This window comes from Stutzerimonas xanthomarina DSM 18231 (genome assembly GCF_900129835.1).
GTDB classification, from domain to species: domain Bacteria; phylum Pseudomonadota; class Gammaproteobacteria; order Pseudomonadales; family Pseudomonadaceae; genus Stutzerimonas; species Stutzerimonas xanthomarina.
Genome location: NZ_FQXA01000003.1, coordinates 318,059 through 343,153, shown reverse-complemented (window position 1 = coordinate 343,153; position 25,095 = coordinate 318,059). Strand labels below are relative to the sequence as shown.

Here is a 25,095-nt window from a genome sequence, read left to right as displayed (position 1 = left end):
CAGGCCGCCGTGATGGCGGCCTCGCTTTATGCGTGGCGAAGCGTCGTGACGGCAAGGCCGGGATAATCGGTAATCAGGCTGTCCACACCGAAATCTGCAAGCCGACGCATCAGCGCCGGGTCGTTGACAGTCCAGACCGATACATGCAGACCCAGTTGGCGGGCTTTGGCGATTCGTTCGGGCGTGCATAGCGTCCATTTCAAGGCCAACAGCGAGCAGTCGTACTGCTTGGCCACCTTCAGCGGGTCGAGCCAGGCGTACTCGGCGACCAAGCCGCATGAGAGCTCAGGCGTCAGTCGTTTCAAGGCGCGCAGCACATCCCGCGATCCTGATGTAACGGTGACTCGGTCGAGCAGGTTATGACGTTCTGCCAATGCCTTGATCGCCAATACCGAGCGTGCGGCGCGAACGCGCGAGGCGCATTTTACTTCCAGTTGCCAGTGCTCGAAGTCGCATTGCTCGAACAACTCAGCTAAACGCGGTATGGGGCATGGCTGTTTCCAGCTGGGACCTCCCTGGCGCGCGTCGTATTGGATCAGCTCTTGTGCGTCATGCTCGACGACCTTGCCGCGTCGCCCTGTGGTGCGCTTGAGTGTCGGGTCATGGATCACCATCAGCTCACCGTCTTTGGATAGGTGCAAATCGAGTTCGCAGCGGCGCACGCCGTGTGCGAGGCACTGCTTGAACCCGGCCAGGGTATTTTCAGGCGCCTCACCCTTTGCGCCGCGGTGGCCATAGATAAGCGTCACGGTTGTCTCTCTGGTTGCAATGATGGGGAATGTTGGTGATGAACAACGCTGTCGATCACCCGGTTGCCTTCGAAATAGACAGAAAAATCGCGATAATCCCAGCGAGTGATAGGCGGCTGGCCGATCGCAGGATGTTCCTCATCGGCTAGACCAAAACGATCAAGTACATCGATCGTCGCATCTCCGCGGCTGGGGAGCGGGACGTTGGCCAGGCCTTGCTGGCCGACCGGGATTTTGATGTCGTCAGCGTGTGCAGATGTGTTCAGACTGGAGATCAGCAGAATGAGTAGAAGGGGGCGCATCAATCAGGTCCTTGCGAGCTTTCACGAGCCAGGCGTCGTTCCGCCGCCTGTTTCTGCAGGATATGCCGCGCAAGCAATTGTCGTTGTGCATCAGTCAACGCTTCGAAAGAGGTACCGATTGCAAATTTCCCGCTCTCGAGCGCTTGGCAGCTCGCTATGCGTGCAGTCAGCAGCATGCCCAGACCCTGCGGCATCAATGCCAGCTTAAGTAACCATGTCGAGCCCACATCAAGCGCTTGGTCGTTTACGAAATTGATGCCGCCTTCTGACAGCACGGTCGCACGTGGCGGGCCGAGGTCCCGCAGTAAATCCTGAGCGAGCGCCTGACCAATCAGCTCGATACGCTTATTCTGCACCTTCAGGTAGTTGGCCAGCGTGCGGTTACCCTCGGCTATCTGACGCAGCAGATGCTGTGCCTCGAAGTCGAGTTGGTGGAGTTCGCCGAGCAGTTCGAACCGTTGCGTCGATCCGTGACCTGAGACTGTTTCGGCGTGTTCCGGCGGCAGGATTTCCAGTGCGATCATGTCCTCGATACGATAGTATTCGCGGCGATCATCAGTGTCTTCTATGGGCATGTCGATCCCTGAGCTGCAGTGATGGCTTGAGTGTATCAGGCCGCTTGGCGTCGTCATTCAGCTTGTTATTTCCCGCCAGCGAAAGCGAACCCAACGATTTATGTTCAGACCGCTGTCCGTGTATATCGGGGCGCGCTACACACGCGCCAAACGTCGCAGCCTCTTCGTCTCCTTCATCTCTTTCACCTCCATGATCGGATTGGCGCTCGGTGTGCTCGTCATGATCGTTGTGCTGTCGGTGATGAATGGTTTTGATCATGAGATGCGCAGCCGTGTGTTAGGCATGGTGCCTCACGCCACTATCGAAAGCGCGACCCCTATCGACGACTGGCAAACTGTGGCTGAGCGGCTGGCGCAGCATCCTCAGGTCGCTGCCGTTGCGCCGTTCATACAAATGCAAGGTTTGCTGACCCATCGTGGGCAGGTGACCAAAATATTGATTAACGCTGTGGACCCGGTTATCGAGCCGGAAGTATCCATCGTGGGCCAGTTTTTTCGTGAGGGCGGACTTGCAGAACTGGCGCCTGGCGAATTCGGCATTGTTATCGGTGATAAGGCGGCCAGCACCTTGGGTGTAGCTGTCGGCGACAAGGTCACCTTCGTGGCTCCTGAGGTCACCGTCACGCCGGCTGGTGTTTTCCCGCGCATGAAGCGTTTCACAGTGCGCGGTATTTTTCATGTGGGTGCGGGGGAGATCGATGGCTATGTGGCTATGGCAAATATCTCCGATCTGGCGCGATTGCATCGCTGGCAGGCTGATCAGGTGCAGGGGCTGCGTCTGCGGTTCGTCGATCTGTTTCAGGCCCCGCGTATTGCCTGGGAGCTGGCGGGCAAATTGGGGGATGAGTTCTATTCCCGGGATTGGACCCGCACCCACGGTAACCTTTACCAGGCAATCCGTATGGAAAAGGCCATGATCGGCCTGTTGCTATTACTGATCGTCGCGGTGGCAGCCTTCAACATTATTTCCACGCTGGTCATGGTTGTGACCGATAAGCGTGGGGACATCGCGATTTTGCGAACGCTTGGCGCGACGCCGCGGCAGATCATGGCGATCTTCATGGTACAGGGCACTGTGATAGGCGTTGTCGGTACCCTGGTGGGCGCGCTGCTGGGCATCTTCGCAGCGCTCAATGTAAGCAGTTGGATCGCTGCGCTAGAGCGCTTGATCGGGCACAAATTTCTTAGTGCAGACGTATATTTCATTGACTATCTGCCGTCCCGGCTGATGACGGCCGATGTGATTCAGGTCTGCGCCGCAGCACTGATTCTCAGCTTTTTCGCCACCCTGTATCCGGCTTGGCGTGCGGCCCGGACGCAACCGGCCGAGGCGTTACGATATGAGTGAGTTGTTTATGAATGGACGGTCTGCGAACGAGGCTGCGGTGCTGAGCTGCCGCAACCTGGGCAAACGCTACGAACAGGGGCCGGAGTCGGTCAGTGTGCTTTGCGGTCTTGAGCTGGAGCTGTTCCCGGGCCAGCGGGTCGCCATCGTTGGCACTTCCGGCTCAGGCAAGAGCACACTGCTCAATCTGCTTGGCGGGCTGGATACCCCTAGCGAGGGGAGCGTCTGGCTGGCTGGAGAAGAACTCTCTGCGCTCAGCGAAAAGGACCGCGGCCTGCTGCGTAATCGAGCGCTGGGCTTCGTCTATCAGTTCCATCATCTGCTGCCTGAATTCAGCGCCCTTGAAAACGTCTGCATGCCGCTGCTAATCGGCAATACACCGATACCGGAAGCGCGAATGCGCGCAACCGAACTGTTGCAGCGTGTAGGGCTTGGCCACCGACTCGCCCATAAGCCTTCAGAACTGTCCGGGGGAGAGCGTCAGCGCGTAGCGATCGCGCGTGCCTTGGCGAACCGTCCGGCGCTGGTGCTGCTCGATGAGCCTACCGGTAACCTTGATCACCATACGGCTCAGGGGATTCAAGACCTGATGCTGGAGCTGAGCAGCTCGTTGCGTACGGCCTTTCTTGTCGTCACGCACGATCCGCAACTGGCGGGGCAGATGGATCACATACTGCGTCTGGAAGATGGCCGGTTGGTGGCAGGCTAATGTTCAGGCCGCTCAGCATCTTCATTGGCAGCCGCTACACGCGGGCCAAGCGCCGCAATCATTTCATTTCATTCATTTCCCTGACATCCATGATCGGCTTGTCGCTGGGCGTGCTGGCGATGATTATTGTGCTGTCCGTCATGAATGGATTCCAGCGCGAGATGAGCAACCGCATCCTCGGCATGGTGCCGCACGCCGTGATTGCTGGTGATGGACGGCCAGTGGGTGACTGGCAATCGCTGGCCGAGCAACTACAGGCGCACCCGGGGGTGATCGGCGCTGCACCGATTACCCAGCTTGAGGGCATGCTTTCCTACCGAGGCTCGATGCAGCCAATTGAAATCAAGGGCATCGATCCGGATGCTGAAAGTGAAGTGTCGATCCTTGGCACCAAGATGGTCGCTGGCAGTCTCGACGATCTTGAGGCTGGGGAGTCAGGCGTTATCGTCGGGCAGATGACCGCGCGCCGGTTTGGTCTGAAGTTGGGCGATAAGCTCACGCTCATCGTGCCTGAGCTAAGCGATGCGCCTGGCGGTATCACGCCGCGTATGCAGCGTCTGAACGTCGTTGGGGTGTTCAAGGTTGGCGCTGAGCTGGATGGCAGTCTGGCGATGATTCACCGGGCCGATGCCGCTCAGATTCTTCGTTGGCAACCGGGGCAAGTCGAAGGCGTTAGGGTTAAGCTGGCTGATCTCTATCTGGCGCCGCAGATCGCAACCGAGCTCGTCGCCGGGTTAGGCAAGGGTTACCGTGGCGAGGACTGGTCGCTTACCCAGGGCAGTCTGTTCAGCGCGATGAAGATGGAAAAAACCATGATTGGTCTGCTGCTTCTGCTGATCGTGGCGGTCGCAGCGTTCAATATCATTGCTACCTTGATCATGGTGGTCGCGGACAAGCGAGCGGATATCGCGATTCTGCGTACTCTGGGCGCAACGCCCCGCCAAATCATGGCGATCTTCATGGTGCAGGGCAGCATCATCGGTCTGACCGGGACCCTGATAGGGACCGTGTTGGGGGTGCTTGGCGCTATGAACGTGAGCGCTCTCGTATCCTGGCTGGAAAAGGTATCGGGACAGCATATCTTTAGTTCGGATGTGTATTTCATCAGCACTCTGCCGTCTGAACTGCGGCTGCATGATGTCTTGCTTGTCACCTTGGCGGCACTGCTTCTCAGTTTTCTAGCGACGGTCTATCCCGCTTGGCGGGCCGCGCAGACACAGCCAGCCGAAGCGCTGCGCTACGAGTAGGTGACAAGGTCAGCGGCGGTCCATCTGCCGCTTGCGCCAACTGCGACCGACCCACCAGCGCCAGTAGCTCTGAGTCGCAACGTAACCCAATACGGCTACCACGATGCCGACGACGAACGAGCCTAGAAAAAGCGGCTGCCAGTGGCTGTTCAGCATCTGGCGCACCCAGGCAAGGCTAAGTTCCATGGGCATCGGGGAAACCGGCGTGTCCAGCAGCCAGGCGCCAACCTTGTAGTTGCAGTAGAAGACTGGCGGCATCGTCAGCGGATTAGTCAGCCAGACCAGGCCAACGGCAATCGGCAGGTTGGCTCTGGCCAACACTGCACAAAGCGCGGCAGCAAGCATCTGCAGGGGCATAGGGATCATGGCCCAGAACAGGCCGATAGCCATCGCCCGGGAAACCGAATGCCGATTGAGATGCAGCAGGTTGGGGTCATGCGTCAGTGTGCCGAGAAACCGCAAAGACTTGTGCGTCTTTAAGCGATCAGGGTGCGGCATGTAGCGTTTGAAAAAACGACGCGGCATGAAGATTCTCTGGCGGGGTGAAGCGCGCCCGATTATGCCTGAAACGAGACCCGGCGCTGAGAGGAGTTGTGACCTAAATTCTACACTGTGAACGCCGACAGGATGTCGGCCAAGCTATATGACGCGGTGTCTGAATTTGCCAGACGGCCGATGACTGGAACGGACTCCGGAGATCCGATGCGTACAGCGATGCTGGCGCTAGCAGCAGGCGTTCTACTGCTGCGTTTTTTACCGCAATTGCCGCCCGCTTCGGTGTTGCCATTGGTGTTGGTGGCCGGCCTGGTGTTATTACCGTTCCGCTGGCAGGCGATCGGGTGCTTTCTCTGCGGGTTTGCATGGGCCTGTCTGTGCGCCCATGGGGCGTTGGACGACCGCCTTTCAACTGAACTCGATGGCCGTACGTTCTGGCTCGAAGGCAAGGTGACCGGCCTTCCGGATGTTCGCGACGGTGTGGTGCGCTTCGAGCTGATCGATATAACGTCCCGGCACGGTGGCCTTCCATCCCGTCTTCGCCTTGCGTGGTACGGCGGTCCGGTAATGCAGGCAGGGGAGCGATGGCGGGTTGCTGCCAAGTTGAAAAGGCCACGGGGCTTGGTCAACCCGCATCCTTTCGATTACGAGGCCTGGCTTCTTGCCCGGCAGATCGGTGCCAGTGGCACGATAAAAGCTGGAGAGCGCGTGGCAGCAGCGGAAGGCGGGCTGGCATGGCGTGACCAGTTACGGCAGCGCTTGCTGGCGGTTGACGCTCAGGGTCGCTCCGGCGCCCTGGCGGCATTGGTGGTCGGCGATGACAGCGGTCTGTCCACCGCTGACTGGCGCGTGCTACAGGACACCGGAACCGTCCATTTGATGGTTATCTCGGGACAGCACGTGGGCATGCTGGCCGGCTTACTTTACGGCCTGGTGGCATTGTTAGCGCGTTGGGGACTCTGGCCACGTGGCGTAGCCTGGTTGCCCTGCGCTTGTAGCCTGGCTTTGGTTGGAGCGCTTGCGTACGGTTGGCTGGCTGGCTTCGAAGTCCCGGTCCAGCGAGCGTTGGTTATGGTCGCTCTGGTGCTTCTGTGGCGTTTGCGGTATCGGCATCTGGGTGTCTGGCTGCCGCTGCTGATCGCGCTTGATGCTGTCCTGCTGTTGGATCCGCTAGTAGGGCTGCAGTCGGGCTTCTGGTTGTCATTCCTGGCGGTGGCGCTTCTTGCGCTGGTGTTCCGCGGCCGGCTTGGCAGCTTGAGCTGGTGGCGCACGCTCGGTCGCGCACAGTGGAGCATGGCCCTGGGGCTGTTGCCGATCCTGTTGGCGCTGGGCCTGCCGGTTAGCCTGAGCGGGCCGATCGCCAACCTCTTTGCTGTACCGCTGGTCAGTGCGGTGATCGTTCCGTTTTCGTTATTGGGCACAACCTTGCTGTGGGTGCCAGGCATTGGCGAGCCAGTGCTATGGGTGGCCGGTGGGTTGTTGGCAGTTCTCTTCGATGCGCTGCAATGGCTTGCCGGCTGGCAACCGGCATGGCTTCCGGCGTCTTTACCGCTATGGAGCTGGCTGTTGGTTGCGCTTGGAATGCTGCTGATCCTGCTACCGTCAGGAGTGCCGTTTCGGGCGTTGGGTCTGATGTTTCTGTTACCGCTGCTATTTCCACCCGCCGACAAGCCGGCAACAGGGCAGGCGGAGATCTGGCTGTTCGACGTCGGTCAGGGACTCGCCGTGCTGATCCGCACGCGTGAGCATGCTCTGTTATATGACGCGGGGCCGCGATATGGCGATTTCGACATCGGTGAACGGGTTGTCTGGCCATCGTTGCGCACGCTAGGAGTGAGCGGTCTTGATCTGCTGATTCTCAGTCATGCTGATAGCGACCATGCCGGCGGCGCTTCGGCGATCCAGCGGCATATGCCAGCTGATCGAGTGGTTAGCGGTGAACCGGAAAGCCTACCGGCGTCGCTAAACGCCGAGCTTTGCCGTTCCGGGGACGTCTGGGAATGGGATCAGGTCAGCTTCATGCTTTGGCAGTCACCTCAGGCCAAAGATGGAAATCAGTCCTCCTGCGTGTTGTTGATCGAGGCGAATGGCGAGCGGCTGCTGCTCACCGGTGACATCGATGTGCAAACCGAGCAGGCGCTCCTATCGAGCACCATGCCACTCGACGTCGAGTGGTTGCTGGTGCCACATCACGGCAGTCGTAGCTCCTCATCAACGGCGTTCATCGAGGCGACTGGAGCGGGCGGGGCGCTCATCTCGCGTAGCTTGCATAACGCATTCGGTCATCCTCATCCCGAAGTGGTGCGGCGACTTCAAGCGGCCGGTGCTCAGCTTCATGACACGGCAGAACAGGGCGCGCTACGGATTCGCCTCGGCCGTTACGAGCCTATTCGAGGATTACGTGCCGAGCGTCGATTCTGGCGGGAAAAATGAGAACCGGGGCCGTCGGCGGGCTGGCGGCCCTATGCTAGAGTGGCGCCACTTTTTCGAGGGGGATTCATCTCGTGTGGGAGCTGGTTAAAGCGGGCGGCTGGATAATGCTGCCAATCATCCTGTGTTCCATCGCCGCCGCCGGTATCGTTGCCGAAAGGCTGTGGACGCTTCGGCCTAGCCGAGTGACCCCGTCACACCTGCTCGGTCAGGTATGGAAATGGATCAAGGACAAGAAGCTCAGCAACCAGAAGCTTAAAGAGCTGCGCGCCGACTCGCCGCTGGGCGAGATCTTGGCTGCTGGTCTGGCTAACTCCAAGCATGGTCGGGAGATCATGAAAGAGTGTATCGAGGAAGCAGCCGCCCGCGTTGTCCATGACCTGGAGCGCTACCTCAATGCCTTGGGTACGATTGCCGGTATCGCGCCCTTGCTCGGGCTTCTCGGTACGGTACTGGGCATGATCGAAATTTTCAGTGCCTTCATGGGCTCCGGTATGGCCAACGCGCCGTTGCTCGCAGCGGGCATTTCCAAGGCGTTGATTACCACCGCTGCGGGTCTGATGGTTGGCATCCCGGCACTGTTCTTCCATCGTTTCCTCTTGCGCCGTGTCGAAGAGCTAGTGGTCGGTATGGAACAGGAGGCGATCAAGCTGGTTGAAGTGGTACAGGGTGACCGTGACGTCGACCTAGGAGAGGGCAAGGCGTGAAGTTTCGGCGCAAGGCGCGGGAAAACGTCGACATCGGCCTGGCCCCGCTGATTGATGTGGTGTTCATCCTGCTGCTGTTCTTCGTGGTGACGACTACCTTTACTCGCGAAACCCAGCTCCAGGTTGATCTTCCGGAGGCGGCTAGCGGTGTGCCACCACAGGAAAGTGAGCAGAAGCGGCTGGAGGTTGTTATCGACGTCAACGGCAACTTCAGTCTCAACGGCAAGGCACTGATCAAGCATGATCTGAACACCTTGATGGCGGCACTCAGCAAGGAATCGGGCGGCGATACGAGTTGGCCAATGATCATCAGTGCCGATGGCAAGACTCCGCATCAGGCGGTTATTACCGCCATGGATGCGGCCGGGAAACTGGGCTTTGCGCACCTGCGCATCACTACCGTTGAGGCCCAGGCGGAGCCCTAATGTCCTTTGCTGATCGCTTCCAGCGGGCCTGGTACGAAGGACATCCTGCCCTGGCGCTGCTCGCACCGCTGGAAATGCTCTACCGCCACGTGGTGACCGCTAAGCGTAAGCGGTTCATCAGTGGCGTGAGCGACTGCTATCGCTCGCCAGTGCCTGTGGTGGTGGTCGGTAATATCACCGTCGGCGGCACCGGCAAGACTCCCTTGATTCTCTGGCTCATCGAGCACTGTCAGCGACGGGGCTTGAGAGTTGGCGTCGTCAGCCGGGGCTACGGTGCCAGACCACCCGAGTATCCGTGGCGAGTTGAGCCCGAGCATTCGGCAGCCGAGGCTGGCGACGAGCCGTTATTGATCGCGCAGCGAACAAACGTACCGGTAATGATCGATCCTGATCGCTCCCGCGCGGTTCGTAAGTTGCTTGAGCTCGAGTCACTGGATCTGATTCTATCCGACGATGGGCTGCAGCATTACCGGTTGGCTCGCGACCTGGAGCTAATCCTTATCGACGCGGCTCGCGGGCTGGGCAACCAGCGCTGCCTTCCCGCAGGCCCACTGCGAGAGCCACTGGAGCGACTAGACTCGGTGGATGCGGTACTGATCAATGGCACGCTGACGGACAGTCCCTCCGGTTTTGGGTTCGCCCTGCAGCCCTCAGGACTGATCGAGCTAAGCACTGGGGACGTCAGGTCGCTTGATTATTTCCCGGCAGGCCAGCAGATGCACGCGGTCGCTGGAATCGGCAATCCGCAGCGTTTCTTCACTACGCTCGAGGCGCTACACTGGCGACCGATTCCGCATGCCTTCGCCGATCACGCCCGCTATAGCCTGGAGCAGCTGAGTTTCAGCCCAGAGCTACCCCTGGTGATGACCGAGAAAGATGCGGTCAAATGCCGGGCTTTCGCGCTGCCGGGCTGGTGTTATCTCCAAGTGCAGGCCGAGCCTTCCACAGCGTTCGTCGCCTGGTTTGATGCCCAGCTGGACCGTTTGCTGCCGCCCGTTCATATCTAAGCCGCTCGATCTGCCTGGTGCAGTCGGCTGCACCCAAGGACTGCGCTATGGATACCAAACTGCTCGATATTCTCGCCTGCCCGCTCTGTAAGGGCCCGCTGAAGCTGACCGATGACAAGTCCGAACTGATCTGCAAGGCTGACGGCATGGCCTTTCCGGTCCGGGACGGCATCCCGGTGATGCTCGAAAGCGAAGCCCGCACCCTTGATGTGGATGAGCGTCTGGACAAATGACTAACGCTTACACCGTAGTGATCCCGGCGCGTTACGCATCCACCCGCCTTCCGGGTAAGCCCCTGCAGGACATCGCCGGCAAGCCGATGATTCGTCATGTATGGGAGCAGGCCTGTAGGAGCGGAGCACAGCGGGTGGTGATCGCCACGGACGATCAACGCATTCTGCAGGCTTGCGAAGGCTTTGGCGCGCAGGCATTGCTGACCCGCGCCGACCATAACTCGGGCACCGATCGGCTCGCCGAGGTGGCGGACCAGCTGGGCCTTGCGGCTGATGCGATAGTTGTCAATGTTCAGGGCGATGAGCCATTGATCCCGCCTTCGGTGATCGACCAGGTCGCGCTCAATCTGGCTGCGCACCCCGAAGCGGCTATCGCTACGCTCGCGGAGTCGATCAGTGATCCGCATGCGCTCTTCAACCCGAACGTAGTAAAGGTGCTGTGCGATATCGATGGCCTGGCGCTGACGTTCAGCCGTGCACCGCTGCCGTGGGCGCGCGACGCGTTCGCGCGTGATCCCGATGCGCTTCCGAACGATGTTCCTTACCGTCGGCACATTGGTATCTATGCTTACCGCGCCGGGTTCCTGGCTGACTTCGTGGCCTGGGGTCCATGCTGGCTGGAAAATACCGAATGCCTTGAGCAGTTACGTGCGCTCTGGCATGGCAAGCGTATCCATGTCGCCGATGCGGTCGAGGCGCCCCCGCCCGGGGTCGACACGACTGAAGACCTTGAGCGAGTCCGCAAACTGCTTGGAGCGTAAGCGTGAAAGTCCTGTTCGTTTGCATGGGCAACATATGCCGATCACCGACCGCTGAGGCGGTGTTTCGCAAATGCGCAGAAAAAGCCGGGATGGATAAGCGAGTCACCATTGATTCGGCCGGGACGGATCGCTGGCATATCGGCAAAGCACCGGATCAGCGTGCTTGCCTAGCGGCCGCCAGACGCGGCTACGACCTTGCGGCGCTAAGGGCGCGACAGGTCTCCGTGGAAGATTTTCAACGTTTTGATCTGATCCTAGCGATGGATCATGACAATCTGGAGCGCCTGCGCGCCCTGCGTCCGGCGACTTGTAATGCCGAGGTTGATCTGTTTCTGCGCCGATACAGGTTAGGTGAGGATGCCGTGCCCGATCCGTATTATGGCGGCGAGGACGGTTTCGAGCAGGTGCTCGATCTGATTGAAGATGGCGTTGCGCAATTGCTCGACGAGATCAGAGGGCGTCAATGAGTCTTCATATCGAGCAGCGTCGCTCACTCAAGGCGTTCAACACCTTCGCTGTTGAATCCCATGCCGCCTACTTCGCTGAGGCGCACGACGATCAGGCAGTAATCGAAGCGATCCATGAAGCCCGCCGCCTTGATGTTCCGCTATGGATACTGGGTGGTGGTAGCAATCTGGTATTGACCGGGAACCTAGACGCCTTGGTGCTGCACATGACCAGCCGCGGTATTCGAATCCCTGAAGATGACGGCCAGCGGGTGGTGATCGAGGCGGAGGCCGGCGAACCCTGGCATCCATTCGTGTTGCGTAGCTTGGAGCTGGGTTTGGCTGGACTGGAAAACCTCAGCCTGATCCCCGGTACGGTCGGTGCCGCGCCGATCCAGAATGTCGGCGCCTACGGTGTCGAGATCAAGGATGTCTTCGCTGGGCTGACCGCACTGGACCGCCAAACAGGCAATCTGGTTGAGTTTGATCTGGCTTCCTGCGAATTTGCCTACCGCGATAGCCTGTTCAAGCGTAATGCCGGACGCTACGTGATTCTTCGGGTGCGCTTTGTGCTTCGCAGGACTGCGGCGCTCAGCCTCGAATATGGCCCCCTGGGTCATTGGCTGCAGCAGCACGATATCCAATCACCGACGGCTATGGACGTCAGTCGCGCAGTCTGTTCGATTCGCAGTGAAAAGCTGCCAGACCCCCAGGTCCTTGGAAATGCCGGCAGTTTTTTCAAAAACCCATTGATTCCACAATCGACCGCTAACGCCTTGCTCGCGCGATATCCCGATTTGGTAGCGTTTCCGCAAGGAGACGGGCAGGTCAAGCTTGCCGCTGGCTGGTTAATCGAGCGTGCAGGCTGGAAGGGGTACCGAGAGGGGGATGTGGGCGTCCATAGGCTGCAGGCGCTGGTGCTGGTCAACTACGGCCAGGCAAGCGGCCGGCAAATTCTGCAGCTTGCCGAAAAGATCCAGGCTGACATTCTGGAGCGTTTTGGTGTGCAGCTGGAAATTGAGCCTAACGTCGTCTGACTAAGGGTGGGTTGCGCCGCGTCCATTTCTTGCTTCCGATAATAGTAGATGGTGCTTCGCGGATTTCAGCTACATCGGAGCTTTGAGTGCCGACTAGGCGACCATTTTCCTGTTATCTGAGCGCCCGACCAAAGCGCAGTGCAATGGCTTTTAAACGATCGCCGACAAAAAAAGGGATGCCGAAGCATCCCTTTTTGTATTGCCGCGTCGGTCAGTCCTAACGCTTGTCTGCGTCCTGCGGCTTGGCTTGCTCCGCAACATCCGTGTCGGCTTCGGTGGCGGATTTGAACGTATCCATTTCAGACTGAAGCGGTTCGGCAGTCGGCTGTTCGGCTTCCGTTTGAACCGATGACACGTCCGGCTTCGGGGCGACCTCGAGGCTTTGCTCCACATTGCCGTTTGCAGTGCTGACCGATTGCTCGGTGGCTGGAACGCTGTCCGGCTCCCTGACAACAATTTCGGGGCTGGTCAGTTCCAGTTCTGCCGGAGCTTTGGTTTCTGTCGGGGCTTTCGCTTCAGCTTCGGCCGCTTCCTTGGCCAGACGCTCTTGCTCCAGACGTCGGCGACGCACCTCGCGTGGATCATTAGGCGCTCGACCGCTTGCAGTCACGGTCGGTGCTTCAGTCTCGGCAGCTGTTGACTGCACAGGCTCTGCCACAATAGGCGTGACTACCGCCTGCGCAGCCTCGGGCTCGATTGTCGGCGCCTTCGGCTCGCTGGATGTCTGCGGTGCGGGGACTGGCGCGGCTTCTGCCATCACCGGCACCGTAGCTTCGCCATCCAGCGCTCCGGTGGCATCGGCTGGCTTGTCAGCTTCGGTCGCTTCACTCGATTTGTTAAAGGCTGCGGCTGGCGCAGATGTTTCTGCTTCCTTTGTTTCGCCCTGAGGCTCAGCGGGTGCGGCGGCGGTGTCTGCGGTGTTGGCCGCAAGAGCGGCAGCAGTCGCGGCAATAGCAACCTGCTCAGATTTCACCGGTGCATTGCTTTCGCTGACCTCGGCGTTGTTGCTCTGTGCATCGTCGTCGATCTCGTTGCCATTGGCATCGCGTTGACGGTCACGGCGGTTGCTGCGACGACGCTGGCCGCGAGAACGGCGGCGAGGACGATCGCTACCTTCTGACGGATCCTGATCCTCCTGGGAAGCCTCCCCAGTTTCGATTTGTTGTTCTTCCACGTTCTCGGCTTGTTCTACACGAGGTTTGCGCTCTTCGCGAGGCGCACGAGGCTTGCGCTCAGGGCTCTCTTCGCTGGCCGCTGCCGCGGGTGCGGTCTGGGTCGAATCGTCGAGCGGTGCGCGCAGTTCACGCTTGCGCTCTTCTCGCGGCTGCCGATCCTCGCGCGGGGTGCGATCGCGACGTGGTTGCTGTTGCGACTGTGCATTGCTTTCGCTGGCATCGACTGGCTCACGGGATTCGCGCGGTTCGCGGGCCTCGCGAGGCTTGCGCTCTTCACGTGGCGGACGTGGCTGACGCTCTTCGCGAGGCTGCCGGTCTTCACGAGGAGAGCGCTCTTCGCGAGGCTTGCGTTCTTCGTCGCGGTTGCTGCGCGAATCGCGGCGACGGTTCTGCTGGCGCCCGCTACGGCGTTCATCGTTGCGTTGTGGGCGGCTAGTCGCGGCGGTTTTCTTCTCGACTTCTGCGGCTGGCGCTTCCTGCTTGCCGGCGAAGAGGCCGACCAGTGACTTGACCAGGCCCTTGAAAAGGCTCGGCTCCGGGGCGGCAGGTGCAGGCAGCTCAGTCGGTGCAGTGCTTGGAGTTGGCGCTGGCGCAGTACGCTGCGGTGCGGTCTTGACGGCCGCCTCCTGGCGAACCAGCGTGCGCGTCGAACTGACTGGTTGAGCTTCCTCAACCTCGGTTGGGCTCATTTCATAGCTGGCCTGACCGGCGATGATTTCCGGGCTGTCGTCGCGAAGACGCTGCACTTCGAAGTGCGGGGTCTCCAGGTGATCGTCCGGGAGGATGAAAATGCGCGCCCGGCTGCGCAGTTCGATCTTGGTGATAGCGTTGCGCTTTTCGTTGAGGAGGAAGGCCGCAACCTGGAAGGGCACGCGGGCACGGACCTCGGCTGTGCGATCCTTGAGGGCTTCTTCTTCGATCAGGCGCAGGATAGCCAGAGACAGCGATTCGACGTCGCGAATGATCCCTTGGCCATTGCAGCGCGGGCAGACGATACCGCTGGTTTCACCGAGCGACGGACGCAGGCGCTGACGGGACATTTCCAGCAAGCCGAAGCGTGAAATGCGACCGACCTGAATACGTGCGCGGTCGGCTTCGAGGGCTTCGCGAACTTTTTCTTCCACGGCGCGTTGGTTCTTCGCCGGGGTCATGTCGATGAAATCGATGACGATCAGGCCCCCGATATCACGCAGGCGCAGCTGACGGGCGATCTCCTCGGCCGCTTCGAGGTTGGTCTGCAAAGCGGTTTCTTCGATGTCGCCGCCTTTGGTGGCGCGCGCGGAGTTGATGTCGATAGACACCAGTGCCTCGGTCGGATCGATAACGATCGAGCCGCCGGACGGCAGCTTCACTTCGCGCTGGAAGGCCGTCTCGATCTGGCTTTCAATCTGGAAACGATTGAACAGCGGCACGCTGTCCTCGTACAGCTTGATCTTGCTGGCGTACTGCGGCATGACCTGTTGGATGAAGGAGAGCGCTTCGTCCTGAGCTTCAACGCTGTCGATCAACACTTCGCCGATGTCCTGGCGCAGATAGTCGCGGATGGCGCGGATAATAACGTTCGATTCCTGATAGATCAGGAACGGGGCGGGGCGATCCTGGGAGGCTTCTTTGACGGCGCTCCATAGCTGCAACAGATAATCCAGATCCCACTGCATTTCTTCGCTGGAGCGGCCAAGGCCTGCGGTCCGAACAATCAGACCCATGTCGGCTGGAACGTTAAGGCCATTCAGTGCTTCACGGAGTTCGTTGCGCTCTTCGCCCTCGATGCGGCGAGAGATACCGCCGGCACGCGGGTTGTTGGGCATCAGGACAAGGTAACGGCCGGCGAGGCTGATAAAGGTGGTCAGGGCTGCGCCTTTGTTGCCGCGCTCCTCCTTCTCGACCTGGACGATCACTTCCTGGCCTTCGCTCAAAACTTCCTTGATGTTGACGCGGCCTTCTGGCGCCTTCTTGAAGTATTCGCGGGAGATTTCCTTGAGAGGGAGAAACCCGTGGCGGTCAGCGCCAAAATCCACGAACGCCGCTTCGAGGCTGGGCTCGACGCGGGTGATCTTGCCTTTGTAGATGTTGGCTTTTTTCTGTTCGCGGGCGCCGGACTCGATGTCCAGATCGAACAGGCGTTGGCCGTCGACCAGTGCGACACGCAACTCTTCGGGCTGAGTTGCGTTAATTAGCATTCTTTTCATGTAGTACCGTCGGTTTCCAAGGCAGCGGAAACGGCGTTCGGCACACACGACTCTCGCGGTCGGTGTCAGGTGAGTCAGGAATGGTTGTAAAGCACTCCAGTGTCCAGCGATGTGCGGCCATTTGGGGCCGGCGTCGCGACGACGTCTCCTGCTTGCTGTCGGAACAGAAGCAATGGTTCGGGAGGAGGAATCAGTCACCGGTAGCGGACGGAATGAAGCGTCTATGAAAGCCTTTGCTACGCAATCCGATGGCTGTACATCTCCACCCAACACTCATACTTTGAAAATCGGGTGCCGCTCACAGAATCCGGGAGCGGGTTATCGATTGTCGCGATTCCCCATCGGGGGCACGCATCATGTCTTCAAGGCTTGTTTCGGAACTTGTGCTACTTGAGAAAAGCTCCGTTGGACGGCCTCACGTCCTCAAACATTGCTGGGTCGGGAATGGCGGTTTCGCTGGCATTCCCCGACCTGTCCGCTTTTGGCGGCGCCTGGACTATAACAGCAATGTTTAAGTGCTTCAAATAAGGGAAAATTGATATCATCCGCGGATGACAAATACCCCATCTCAGACCTCCGGCGTGCAAATGCTCGAGGTCTCGCCGGAGCTTGCCGGTCAGCGCATTGACAATTTTCTTCGTACTCAACTCAAGGGTGTTCCCAAGACCTTGATCTATCGCATCTTGCGCAAGGGCGAGGTGCGGGTTAACAAAGGACGTATCAAACCCGAGTACAAGCTCCAGGCGGGAGACATGGTGCGAGTGCCGCCGCTCAGGTTGCCCGAGCGGGACGAGCCGGTCCCGCTTGCACAAGGTCTTCTTGAGCGCCTCGAGGCGGCAATAGTCTTCGAAGACAAAGCGTTGATCGTGCTGAATAAGCCTGCGGGTATCGCCGTGCATGGTGGCAGTGGGCTCAGTTTCGGGGTGATCGAGGCGCTGCGTCAGCTGCGCCCGGACGCAAAGGAATTGGAGCTGGTGCATCGCCTGGATCGGGATACCTCCGGGTTGCTGATGGTCGCGAAGAAACGCAGCATGTTGCGTCACCTGCATCTGCAATTGCGCGGCGATGGTGTCGATAAACGTTATATGGCGCTCGTGCGGGGCCGTTGGGACACCAGCAAGAAACAGGTAAACGCGCCTTTGCTGAAGAATACGCTGCGCTCGGGTGAGCGAATGGTGGAAGTCACCGACGAGGGCAAGGACGCGCTGACGCTTTTTCGTGTGCTGCGCCGTTTTGGCGACTTCGCCACGCTGGTCGAGGCCAAGCCAGTTACCGGGCGTACACACCAGATTCGGGTGCACGCCCGTCATGCCGGTCACAGCATTGCTGGAGACAGTAAATATGGGGATGAAGAGTTTTCCGCTGTTATCCGTGATCTGGGTGGTAAGCGGTTGTTTCTGCATGCCTATGCGCTGAGAGTGCCTTTGCCTGATGGCGGCGAACTGAGTCTGGAGGCGCCGGTCGATGATGTTTGGGCTCGGACGCTGGAGAGGCTTGGTGAATAAATACGAACTGCTGATCTTCGATTGGGACGGAACGCTGGTGGATTCGATCGGGCGTATCGTCGAATCCATACTGGTTGCTGCCGCCAGGTGTGACCTGCCGCGCCTGGATGAGCACAGTATCAAGGGGATCATTGGGCTAGGTTTGCCTGAAGCGATTGCCGTGCTGTATCCAGACGTGACGGACCGGAAGCTGGTCGAGGCGTTCCGTCGTGCCTACGCCGATCATTATTTGGCATTGGAGGCTGAGCCGTCGGTGCTCTATCCGGGGGTCGCGACGGCGCTGCAACAGTTTCGTGAGCAGGGGCATCAGCTTGCCGTGGCGACCGGTAAGGGGCGGCGCGGGCTCGATAGGGTGCTGGCCGGGCAGGGCTGGAGCGACTTCTTTGATGTGACCCGCTGTGCCGACGAGACGGCGAGCAAACCCGATCCGCTGATGATTCATGAGATTCTCGAACACTGCGGCGTCAGCCCCGAGCGAGCCCTGGTGATCGGGGACTCGGTTTTCGATCTGGAGATGGCTAGGCGAGCCGGCGTGGACAGCGTTGCGGTTTCCTACGGTGCGCAGCCGCTCGATGTGCTGTTGTCGTGCTCGCCATGCATGGCTATCAATTGTTTCTCGGAGCTTGGTGAGTGGTTGTGCTCTGTTAGTAATCCCGCTGAGGTAGCTGCAAATGTCGGATGAATGGGGGAGGCCTGTGAGCGAGTCTAAGGAAGACGCTAACAGCTGGAAGCTGTTGGAAAAGACGCTGCTTGCCGGGGTGCAGGAACAACGGCGAGCTCGGCGCTGGGGAATATTTTTCAAGCTGTTGACCTTTATCTACCTCTTCGGGGCGCTGCTGATGTTCTCGCCCTTGTTGCAGGTCGGGGATGGGAAGGCCGTTGGCGAGGCCCATACCGCTGTCATCAATGTTCGAGGGATGATTGCTGACGAAGAGGCGGCGAGTGCGGACAATATCGTCGGTGCGCTGCGTGCGGCCTTTGAGGATTCCAGTACAAAAGGAGTGGTACTGCGGATCAATAGTCCGGGCGGTAGTCCGGTGCAGTCCGGTTATATCTATGACGAGATCCGCCGGCTGCGTGGCGAATACCCGGCGATCAAGGTCTATGCGGTGATTGCTGATTTGGGTGCTTCGGGTGCCTATTACATCGCCAGTGCCGCAGATGAAATCTATGCCGATAAGTCAAGTTTGGTTGGCTCCATCGGTGTCACTGCGGCGACCTTCGGGTTTGTCGAGACAATGGACAAGCTAGGTGTTGAGCGCCGGGTGTACACCTCGGGTGAGCACAAAGCGTTTCTAGATCCCTTTCAGCCGGAAAAGCCAGAGGAAACCGAGTTCTGGCGCAGTGTGCTTGCGACCACTCATCGGCAGTTCATCGATAGCGTGAAGCAAGGCCGTGGCGACCGGCTGCAAGTCGCTGATCATCCTGAGCTTTTCTCGGGGCTTATTTGGTCCGGTGAACAGGCGCTTGAGCTTGGCTTGATCGATGGTCTTGGCAATACCAGCTACGTCGCGCGCGAGGTGATTGGGGAGGATGAGCTGGTTGACTTTACCGTCAAGGAGTCGCCTCTGGAGCGGTTCACCAAGCAGCTCGGCGTCAGTATTGGTTCGCAGTTGGCTTTGTGGATGGGGTTCCAGGGGCCGCAGCTACGTTAGTTTCTCGTCGGCCTGTCACGGCACTTCGATTCCGGCGTGGTTGAGCATATCGACCAGTCGGATCAGTGGGAGCCCGATCAGGCTTGTGGCATCTGATCCTTCGGTGGCGCGAAACAGGCTGATCCCCAGGCCTTCGGCCTTGAAGCTACCTGCGCAATCAAAGGGTTGCTCGGCCTGTAGATAACGCTCGATCTGTTGATCATTGATCGCTCGGAAATGAACGGCGAACGTTATGCAATCGACTTGGGCGGTCCCTGTCCGACTGTCCAGCAGCGCTAGCCCAGTCAGAAAGCTTACGCTTTTGCCGCTGCAGGCCTGCAGTTGCTGCCTTGCTCGCTCGAATGTGTAAGGTTTGCCGAGAATTCTCTCTCCAAGCACGGCCACCTGGTCGGAGCCTATAATCAAATGCTGCTGGTGGGTCGGTGCCAGTGCCTGAGCTTTTTCAAGGGCCAGTCGGCGTACAAGCTGTTCCGGTCGTTCTCCCGCCTGGGCGGTTTCGTCTATTTCCGGAGCCCTGCAATCGAACTCCAGCTGCAGGCGTGAAAGCAGTTCTCGTCGGTAGGGGGAGCTTGAAGCGAGAAGCAGGCGGCGCATTTTCCTTCCTTTTATATAGCTGTCAGGTGGGTGGTCGGTTTGGCCCAATTGTCCGGCTGAATTCCTTTGACAGTCGAGGGGCGCATCCCTAGAATGCCGCGCTTATGTTGAAAGGACCAATACCTCCGCACGTAGATCCGCGCAAGCTCGCTGACCGAGCGGCTTCCCTTAAGGGTGAGCTGCAATTGTCTGGGCTGAAGCGGCTCGTCGATCCTCTTGAGGACGATAAGGGTGTGGTGCGCGCCAGTTTTGATTTTGGGCGCGACGAGCAGCGCACTGTGGTCATTCACAGTGATCTGGACGTTGAGGTCACGATGATTTGCCAGCGCTGTCTGGAGCCGGTTGTTCTGCCAATTCATAGCGAGTGCGATTATGCCGTCGTGAATGAGGGTTCGAGCAGCCAGCACCTGCCTAAGGGCTATGACGTGCTGGAAGTGGGAGAGGATCCTCTGGATCTGCTGGCGCTGGTTGAAGAGGAGCTTCTGCTTGCTCTTCCGATTGTTCCACACCATGACCCAGAAGTTTGCCAGCCGCCGGCTGGGCCTGATGAGCCCGAGCCGAGTGAGGACGAGGTATCGCGGTCCAACCCGTTCAGCGTACTGGCTCAGTTAAAGCGTGACCCAAACGTTTAGGAGTTGATCCCAATGGCTGTTCAGCAGAACAAAAAATCCCGTTCCGCCCGTGACATGCGTCGTTCGCACGACGCGCTCGAGCCGAACGCCCTGTCCGTAGAAAAGAGCACAGGTGAAGTTCACCTGCGTCATCACGTTTCTCCGGAAGGTTTTTATCGTGGTCGTAAAGTGATCGATAAGGGCGCTGACGAGTAAATCTTGTCTGCTCCGGTCATAGCGATCGATGCAATGGGTGGGGACTTCGGTCCCCACTGCATTGTTCCAGCCAGTGTCCAATGTCTGGCTGAAGTCCCCTCGCTGCATCTGGCCCTGGTTGGCCAATCCTCCTTGCTTGAAGAGATCATCGCTCAGTATCCCGCGGTCGATCGCGCTCGTCTGACGATTGTCGACGCCGATGAAGTGATCGGTATGGATGAGCGCCCGGCACAGGCGTTGCGCGCCAAACCGCGCTCGTCCATGCGCGTCGCTCTGGAAATGGTGCGTGATGGACAGGCCCAGGCGTGTGTCAGTGCTGGCAATACCGGAGCGCTGATGGCCCTTGCCCGCCAGGTACTGAAAACCCTTCCTGGGGTTGATCGTCCGGCAATGGTGACGGCGATTCCTACGCTCGAGGGGTCGTGCCTGTTGCTTGACCTTGGCGCGAATGTGGACTGCACTGCGGAGCAGCTCTATCAGTTCGCGGTCATGGGGTCGGTTGCGGCGCAAAGTCTCGGCATCGAGCAGCCGCGCGTTTCGTTGCTGAATATCGGTACCGAAGAAATCAAGGGTAACCAGCAAGTCAAGGCGGCGGCGGGTTTGTTGCAGCAGGCCAGCGGTATCAACTATCAAGGCTTCATCGAGGGTGACGGGCTGTTCCGCGGCGAAACGGATGTGGCGGTATGCGATGGGTTTGTTGGCAATATCCTGCTGAAGTCCAGCGAAGGTCTGGCGCATATGGTTGCTCTGCGCGTCGAAAAGCTTTTCCGTCGCTCATTTATTTCGCGCCTGGTGGGTGCGCTGGCTCTGCCGCTGTTGCGTCAACTGCGGGCTGACCTGCGTCCGGCTCAGTACAACGGTGCCAGCTTTCTTGGACTTCAGGGCATCGTCGTAAAAAGTCATGGTGCCGCAGGGGCTGAGGGTTTTCGGTCGGCTATACGCCGTGCAGCTCAGGATCTGGAGCGCAATCTGCCGGCCCATTTAAGCAGCAGTCTCGAGCACTTGCTTGTGACCAGTCGGTCTCCACGCGACCCTGGTGATGTGACTGCTACCGGTGGCTTGCCATCCAACTGACGATTCGTTGCGCCCTTTACGCGTATTCTTTCCCGACGAACAACCACAAGAGAGCCGTTTCATGTCTGCATCACTTGCATTCGTCTTTCCAGGTCAGGGGTCCCAGGCCCTTGGCATGCTTGCCGAGCACGGCGTACAGCAATCGCTGGTCATCGATACCTTCGGCGAAGCCTCGTCTGTGCTGGGTTACGATCTTTGGGCGCTTTGCCAGCAGGGTCCGGAAGATCAGCTTAACCAGACTGACAAGACTCAGCCGGCCATTCTGACCGCTTCGATTGCTTTGTGGCGTTTGTGGCTGGCTGAGGGCGGTGCGAAACCGTCCTTTGTTGCGGGCCACAGTTTGGGCGAATACTCCGCGCTGGTCGCTGCTGGCAGCCTACCGTTTACCGATGCGGTAAAGCTGGTTGAGTTGCGGGGTCAGCTGATGCAGCAGGCCGTTCCGGCCGGCACCGGCGGCATGGCAGCAATTCTCGGTCTGAACGATGCCGATGTGCTGGCAGCGTGTGGCGAGGCAGCGCAGGGCGAGGTCGTAAGCGCGGTCAACTTCAATGCGCCTGGTCAAGTCGTGATTGCCGGAAATGCTGCCGCGGTCGAGCGAGCCATTGAGATCTGCAAGTCTAAAGGGGCCAAGCGCGCCATGTCGCTGCCAGTCAGCGTACCCTCTCACTGCGATCTGATGCGCCCAGCGGCCGAGCGTTTTGCCGCGGCCGTCACCGATGCAGCCTGGCAAGCACCGGAAATTCCCTTGGTGCAGAACGTCAGTGCAGCGATCGTTTCGGATCTCGATTCGCTCAAGCGCGACCTACTGGCTCAGCTCTATAGCCCGGTTCGCTGGGTCGAAAGCATTGTCGTGTTGAGTGAGCATGGTGTGACCGATCTGATTGAGTGCGGTCCTTGCAAGGTGCTTTCTGGTCTTAACAAACGCTGCGTCAAAGGCCTCAACACCTACAATCTGGATACCCCCGAAGGTTTCGCGGCCACCCGTGGCGCAGTGATCTGAATAAGGAGAAATGTATGAATCTGCAAGGCAAGGTCGCTCTGGTAACAGGCGCCAGTCGTGGTATCGGTCAGGCCATCGCGCTTGAGCTTGGTCGTCAGGGTGCCATCGTGATCGGCACGGCGACTTCTTCTTCAGGGGCTGAGCGCATCGCCGAGACACTCAAAGAGAACGGTATAGAAGGTGCCGGGCTGGTATTGGACGTCACCAATGATGAGTCCGTAGCCACCACGTTGGAGCATATCCAGCAGCATCTCGGGCAGCCGGCTATTCTCGTGAACAATGCTGGCATCACCCGCGACAACCTGATGCTGCGGATGAAAGATGACGAATGGCATGACGTGATCAATACCAATCTCAGTAGCCTGTATCGTCTGACAAAAGGCGTCTTGCGTGGAATGACCAAGGCGCGCTGGGGGCGGATTATCAGCATCGGTTCGGTGGTGGGTGCCATGGGCAACGCCGGACAGGTAAACTACGCTGCAGCCAAAGCCGGACTTGAAGGTTTTAGTCGGGCCCTGGCTCGTGAAGTCGGTTCGCGGGGTATCACGGTGAACTCCGTGGCGCCTGGCTTCATCGATACAGACATGACGCGTGAGCTTCCTGAAGCTCAGCGTGACGCATTGCTGGGACAGATACCTTTAGGTCGTCTTGGGCAAGCGGAAGAGATTGCCAAGGTTGTCGCCTTCCTAGCTTCTGAGGGCGCCGCCTATGTCACCGGGGCTACGGTCCCGGTGAATGGCGGTATGTACATGAGCTAATGTGACGCCAAACGCATGCACGCAGTCATAACGGCTGATTAGTTTCGTTATAAATTGCGGTTTGTTTATAGACAGATGGTTGAAAGCAGGTTCATGCTTGCCCGCTTTCAGCTTGAAATGCGGAAAACGCTTTCTATACACTACCGCGCAGACCAGCTGCCTGATTTTTCCATAGGAGTGAAAACAAGGTATGAGCACCATCGAAGAACGCGTCAAGAAAATTGTTGCCGAGCAACTTGGCGTCAAGGAAGAGGAAGTTACCAACAGCGCTTCCTTCGTCGAAGACTTGGGTGCCGACTCCCTTGACACCGTTGAGCTGGTGATGGCCCTGGAAGAGGAATTCGAGACCGAAATCCCGGACGAGCAAGCCGAGAAGATCACCACTGTTCAAGAAGCTATCGATTACATCAACGCGCACGCGCAGTAAGACGTAGTCCTGCTTCGAACCAGTAAGCCGCACTGCCTCGAAAGGGCAGTGCGGCTTTTGTTTGAGTTAGTTGAATGCAGCTGGTCGTGCCCGTGGCCGACATCTGTGGAGGCGGCTCTCTTTCCGTTACAGGTGCTAGCGGAACAGGGCGAGTCGAATGAATGCAAGGAGAATTGCTGTGTCGCGTAGACGCGTCGTAATTACCGGTATGGGCATGCTCTCACCGCTGGGTAACGATGTGCCAAGCAGCTGGCAGGGGATTCTCGCCGGCCGCAGTGGTATCGGCCTGATAGAACATATGGACCTTTCCGCCTATTCCACTCGCTTTGGCGGATCAGTCAAGAATTTCGATGTTGAGCAATACCTGCCTGCAAAAGAGGCTCGTAAGCTCGACCTTTTTATCCAGTACGGACTGGCTGCCAGCTTCCAGGCGGTACGTGATTCCGGGCTGGAAATTACCGATGCCAATCGCGAGCGTGTTGGCGTCGCCATGGGCTCGGGCATTGGTGGCCTGACCAATATCGAAAACAGCTGCAAGGCGTTGATCGAGCAAGGGCCGCGCCGAATTTCCCCCTTTTTCGTGCCCGGCTCGATTATCAACATGATCTCGGGCTTTCTATCGATCCATCTAGGTCTGCAAGGCCCAAACTACGCTATCGCTACAGCCTGTACTACGGGTACGCATTGCATCGGTATGGCTGCACGCAACATCGCTTATGGCGAAGCTGACGTGATGGTCGCAGGCGGCTCGGAAATGGCGGCCAGCGGGCTTGGCATCGGCGGGTTCGCGGCAGCTCGCGCGTTGTCTACGCGTAACGACGATCCTGCGTCAGCCAGCCGCCCATGGGACAAGGATCGGGATGGCTTCGTATTGTCCGATGGAGCCGGCGCGCTGGTATTGGAAGAGCTCGAGCACGCCAAGGCTCGCGGGGCAAGGATCTATGCCGAGCTGATTGGTTTCGGCATGAGTGCCGATGCCTTTCACATGACGTCTCCGCCGGATGATGGCGCGGGCGCTGCTCGCTGCATTCGCAACGCGATAGTGGACGCACGAATCGACCCCACCCAGGTTGATTACATCAACGCTCATGGCACCTCGACACCAGCCGGCGATAAGGCTGAGGCCGCTGCGATCAGAACGGTATTCGGGGATCACGCATACGATCTGTCGGTCAGTTCGACCAAGTCAATGGTTGGTCATCTGCTGGGCGCTGCAGGCGCCGTTGAGGCGATCTTCAGCGTGCTTGCCATCCGCGACCAGGTGGCGCCACCGACAATCAATCTTGATGAGCCCGGCGAGGGATGCGACCTTGATTTCGTTCCGCATGAGGCTAAACCGCGGACAATCGATATCTCTGTCTCCAACTCCTTTGGTTTCGGTGGCACCAACGGATCGCTGGTGTTCCGCCGGTTCACCGAGTGA

At 58.9% G+C, this 25,095-nt stretch carries 27 protein-coding genes; 21 read left to right on the top strand and 6 right to left on the bottom strand.

Annotated features, from left to right (window positions below):
• Nucleotides 1-26: 26 nt before the first annotated feature.
• From BUE09_RS09610 to BUE09_RS09600, 3 genes are read right to left on the bottom strand one after another with little or no spacing between them, the layout of a single operon-like run.
• The gene (locus BUE09_RS09610; RefSeq protein WP_073300776.1) at nt 27-749 is read right to left on the bottom strand and encodes a glycerophosphodiester phosphodiesterase; all 723 of its coding nucleotides are present in this window, start codon (nt 747-749) and stop codon (nt 27-29) included.
• Nucleotides 746-1,051, bottom strand: coding sequence for a phosphodiesterase (locus tag BUE09_RS09605; RefSeq protein ID WP_073300775.1), 306 nt, complete (start codon nt 1,049-1,051; stop codon nt 746-748). The genes BUE09_RS09610 and BUE09_RS09605 overlap by 4 nt, the downstream gene beginning before the upstream one ends.
• Complete coding sequence (locus tag BUE09_RS09600; RefSeq protein ID WP_073300774.1) at nt 1,051-1,626, bottom strand: PilZ domain-containing protein; 576 nt, start codon at nt 1,624-1,626, stop codon at nt 1,051-1,053. The genes BUE09_RS09605 and BUE09_RS09600 overlap by 1 nt, the downstream gene beginning before the upstream one ends.
• Nucleotides 1,627-1,726: 100 nt before the next feature.
• Between BUE09_RS09600 and BUE09_RS09595 the strand changes: the two genes are divergently transcribed.
• The 3 genes from BUE09_RS09595 to BUE09_RS09585 are packed head-to-tail and all read left to right on the top strand — an operon-like array spanning nt 1,727 to nt 4,927.
• On the top strand, nt 1,727-2,974 hold the full coding sequence (locus BUE09_RS09595; protein ID WP_073300773.1) for a lipoprotein-releasing ABC transporter permease subunit: 1,248 nt from the start codon (nt 1,727-1,729) through the stop codon (nt 2,972-2,974).
• Nucleotides 2,967-3,680, top strand: coding sequence for a lipoprotein-releasing ABC transporter ATP-binding protein LolD (gene lolD / locus BUE09_RS09590; protein WP_417775796.1), 714 nt, complete (start codon nt 2,967-2,969; stop codon nt 3,678-3,680). The genes BUE09_RS09595 and lolD overlap by 8 nt, the downstream gene beginning before the upstream one ends.
• Nucleotides 3,680-4,927 (top strand): lipoprotein-releasing ABC transporter permease subunit, encoded by a 1,248-nt coding sequence (locus BUE09_RS09585; RefSeq protein ID WP_073300772.1) that lies wholly within the window; start codon nt 3,680-3,682, stop codon nt 4,925-4,927. Before lolD ends, BUE09_RS09585 begins: the two co-directional genes overlap by 1 nt.
• A 9-nt stretch (nt 4,928-4,936) precedes the next feature.
• Here BUE09_RS09585 and BUE09_RS09580 read toward each other — a convergent pair whose 3' ends face one another.
• The gene (locus BUE09_RS09580; protein ID WP_073300771.1) at nt 4,937-5,452 is read right to left on the bottom strand and encodes a DUF2062 domain-containing protein; all 516 of its coding nucleotides are present in this window, start codon (nt 5,450-5,452) and stop codon (nt 4,937-4,939) included.
• A gap of 177 nt (nt 5,453-5,629) precedes the next feature.
• On the opposite strand from BUE09_RS09580, the gene BUE09_RS09575 reads away from it, so the two are divergent.
• The 8 genes from BUE09_RS09575 to murB all read left to right on the top strand — a co-directional run bounded on the left by BUE09_RS09575 (nt 5,630) and on the right by murB (nt 12,468).
• Entirely contained in the window at nt 5,630-7,855 is a 2,226-nt protein-coding gene (locus BUE09_RS09575; protein WP_172830722.1) for a DNA internalization-related competence protein ComEC/Rec2, read from the top strand.
• Nucleotides 7,856-7,926: 71 nt separating this feature from the next.
• Entirely contained in the window at nt 7,927-8,559 is a 633-nt protein-coding gene (locus BUE09_RS09570) for a MotA/TolQ/ExbB proton channel family protein (RefSeq protein WP_073300770.1), read from the top strand.
• A complete protein-coding gene (locus BUE09_RS09565; RefSeq protein ID WP_073300769.1) occupies nt 8,556-8,984 on the top strand; it encodes an ExbD/TolR family protein in 429 nt (142 codons plus the stop codon). Before BUE09_RS09570 ends, BUE09_RS09565 begins: the two co-directional genes overlap by 4 nt.
• Complete coding sequence (gene lpxK / locus BUE09_RS09560; RefSeq protein ID WP_073300768.1) at nt 8,984-9,991, top strand: tetraacyldisaccharide 4'-kinase; 1,008 nt, start codon at nt 8,984-8,986, stop codon at nt 9,989-9,991. The genes BUE09_RS09565 and lpxK overlap by 1 nt, the downstream gene beginning before the upstream one ends.
• Before the next feature lie 47 nt (nt 9,992-10,038).
• Complete coding sequence (locus tag BUE09_RS09555; protein ID WP_019342470.1) at nt 10,039-10,224, top strand: Trm112 family protein; 186 nt, start codon at nt 10,039-10,041, stop codon at nt 10,222-10,224.
• On the top strand, nt 10,221-10,985 hold the full coding sequence (gene kdsB / locus BUE09_RS09550; RefSeq protein ID WP_073300767.1) for a 3-deoxy-manno-octulosonate cytidylyltransferase: 765 nt from the start codon (nt 10,221-10,223) through the stop codon (nt 10,983-10,985). Before BUE09_RS09555 ends, kdsB begins: the two co-directional genes overlap by 4 nt.
• A 2-nt stretch (nt 10,986-10,987) precedes the next feature.
• A complete protein-coding gene (locus tag BUE09_RS09545; protein ID WP_073300766.1) occupies nt 10,988-11,452 on the top strand; it encodes a low molecular weight protein-tyrosine-phosphatase in 465 nt (154 codons plus the stop codon).
• A complete protein-coding gene (gene murB / locus BUE09_RS09540) occupies nt 11,449-12,468 on the top strand; it encodes a UDP-N-acetylmuramate dehydrogenase (protein ID WP_073300765.1) in 1,020 nt (339 codons plus the stop codon). Before BUE09_RS09545 ends, murB begins: the two co-directional genes overlap by 4 nt.
• Before the next feature lie 217 nt (nt 12,469-12,685).
• On the opposite strand, the gene rne is transcribed toward murB, so the two are convergent.
• Nucleotides 12,686-15,832, bottom strand: a complete 3,147-nt coding sequence (gene rne, locus BUE09_RS09535) for a ribonuclease E (RefSeq protein ID WP_197675245.1) — start codon at nt 15,830-15,832, stop codon at nt 12,686-12,688.
• 551 nt (nt 15,833-16,383) lie between these two features.
• Here rne and rluC point away from each other — a divergent pair.
• The 3 genes from rluC to sppA are packed head-to-tail and all read left to right on the top strand — an operon-like array spanning nt 16,384 to nt 18,992.
• Complete coding sequence (gene rluC, locus BUE09_RS09530; RefSeq protein WP_073300763.1) at nt 16,384-17,337, top strand: 23S rRNA pseudouridine(955/2504/2580) synthase RluC; 954 nt, start codon at nt 16,384-16,386, stop codon at nt 17,335-17,337.
• Entirely contained in the window at nt 17,330-18,019 is a 690-nt protein-coding gene (locus BUE09_RS09525; protein ID WP_073300762.1) for an HAD-IA family hydrolase, read from the top strand. Before rluC ends, BUE09_RS09525 begins: the two co-directional genes overlap by 8 nt.
• Nucleotides 18,009-18,992, top strand: coding sequence for a signal peptide peptidase SppA (gene sppA, locus BUE09_RS09520; RefSeq protein WP_073300761.1), 984 nt, complete (start codon nt 18,009-18,011; stop codon nt 18,990-18,992). Before BUE09_RS09525 ends, sppA begins: the two co-directional genes overlap by 11 nt.
• 15 nt (nt 18,993-19,007) lie before the next feature.
• Here sppA and BUE09_RS09515 read toward each other — a convergent pair whose 3' ends face one another.
• On the bottom strand, nt 19,008-19,586 hold the full coding sequence (locus tag BUE09_RS09515; RefSeq protein ID WP_073300760.1) for a Maf family protein: 579 nt from the start codon (nt 19,584-19,586) through the stop codon (nt 19,008-19,010).
• Between the two features lie 104 nt (nt 19,587-19,690).
• Between BUE09_RS09515 and BUE09_RS09510 the strand changes: the two genes are divergently transcribed.
• The 7 genes from BUE09_RS09510 to fabF all read left to right on the top strand — a co-directional run bounded on the left by BUE09_RS09510 (nt 19,691) and on the right by fabF (nt 25,095).
• Entirely contained in the window at nt 19,691-20,218 is a 528-nt protein-coding gene (locus BUE09_RS09510; protein ID WP_073300759.1) for a YceD family protein, read from the top strand.
• 12 nt (nt 20,219-20,230) lie between these two features.
• Nucleotides 20,231-20,413 (top strand): 50S ribosomal protein L32, encoded by a 183-nt coding sequence (gene rpmF / locus BUE09_RS09505; RefSeq protein WP_019342480.1) that lies wholly within the window; start codon nt 20,231-20,233, stop codon nt 20,411-20,413.
• A 3-nt stretch (nt 20,414-20,416) separates the two neighbouring features.
• A complete protein-coding gene (plsX, locus tag BUE09_RS09500; RefSeq protein ID WP_073300758.1) occupies nt 20,417-21,487 on the top strand; it encodes a phosphate acyltransferase PlsX in 1,071 nt (356 codons plus the stop codon).
• Between the two features lie 61 nt (nt 21,488-21,548).
• Nucleotides 21,549-22,487 carry an ACP S-malonyltransferase gene (gene fabD / locus BUE09_RS09495; RefSeq protein ID WP_073300757.1) on the top strand — a complete coding sequence of 313 codons (939 nt, stop codon included), beginning with the start codon at nt 21,549-21,551 and terminating at the stop codon, nt 22,485-22,487.
• A gap of 14 nt (nt 22,488-22,501) precedes the next feature.
• Entirely contained in the window at nt 22,502-23,245 is a 744-nt protein-coding gene (gene fabG, locus BUE09_RS09490) for a 3-oxoacyl-ACP reductase FabG (protein ID WP_073300756.1), read from the top strand.
• Between the two features lie 190 nt (nt 23,246-23,435).
• The gene (gene acpP / locus BUE09_RS09485) at nt 23,436-23,672 is read left to right on the top strand and encodes an acyl carrier protein (RefSeq protein WP_003283670.1); all 237 of its coding nucleotides are present in this window, start codon (nt 23,436-23,438) and stop codon (nt 23,670-23,672) included.
• A gap of 178 nt (nt 23,673-23,850) precedes the next feature.
• On the top strand, nt 23,851-25,095 hold the full coding sequence (gene fabF, locus BUE09_RS09480; protein WP_073300755.1) for a beta-ketoacyl-ACP synthase II: 1,245 nt from the start codon (nt 23,851-23,853) through the stop codon (nt 25,093-25,095).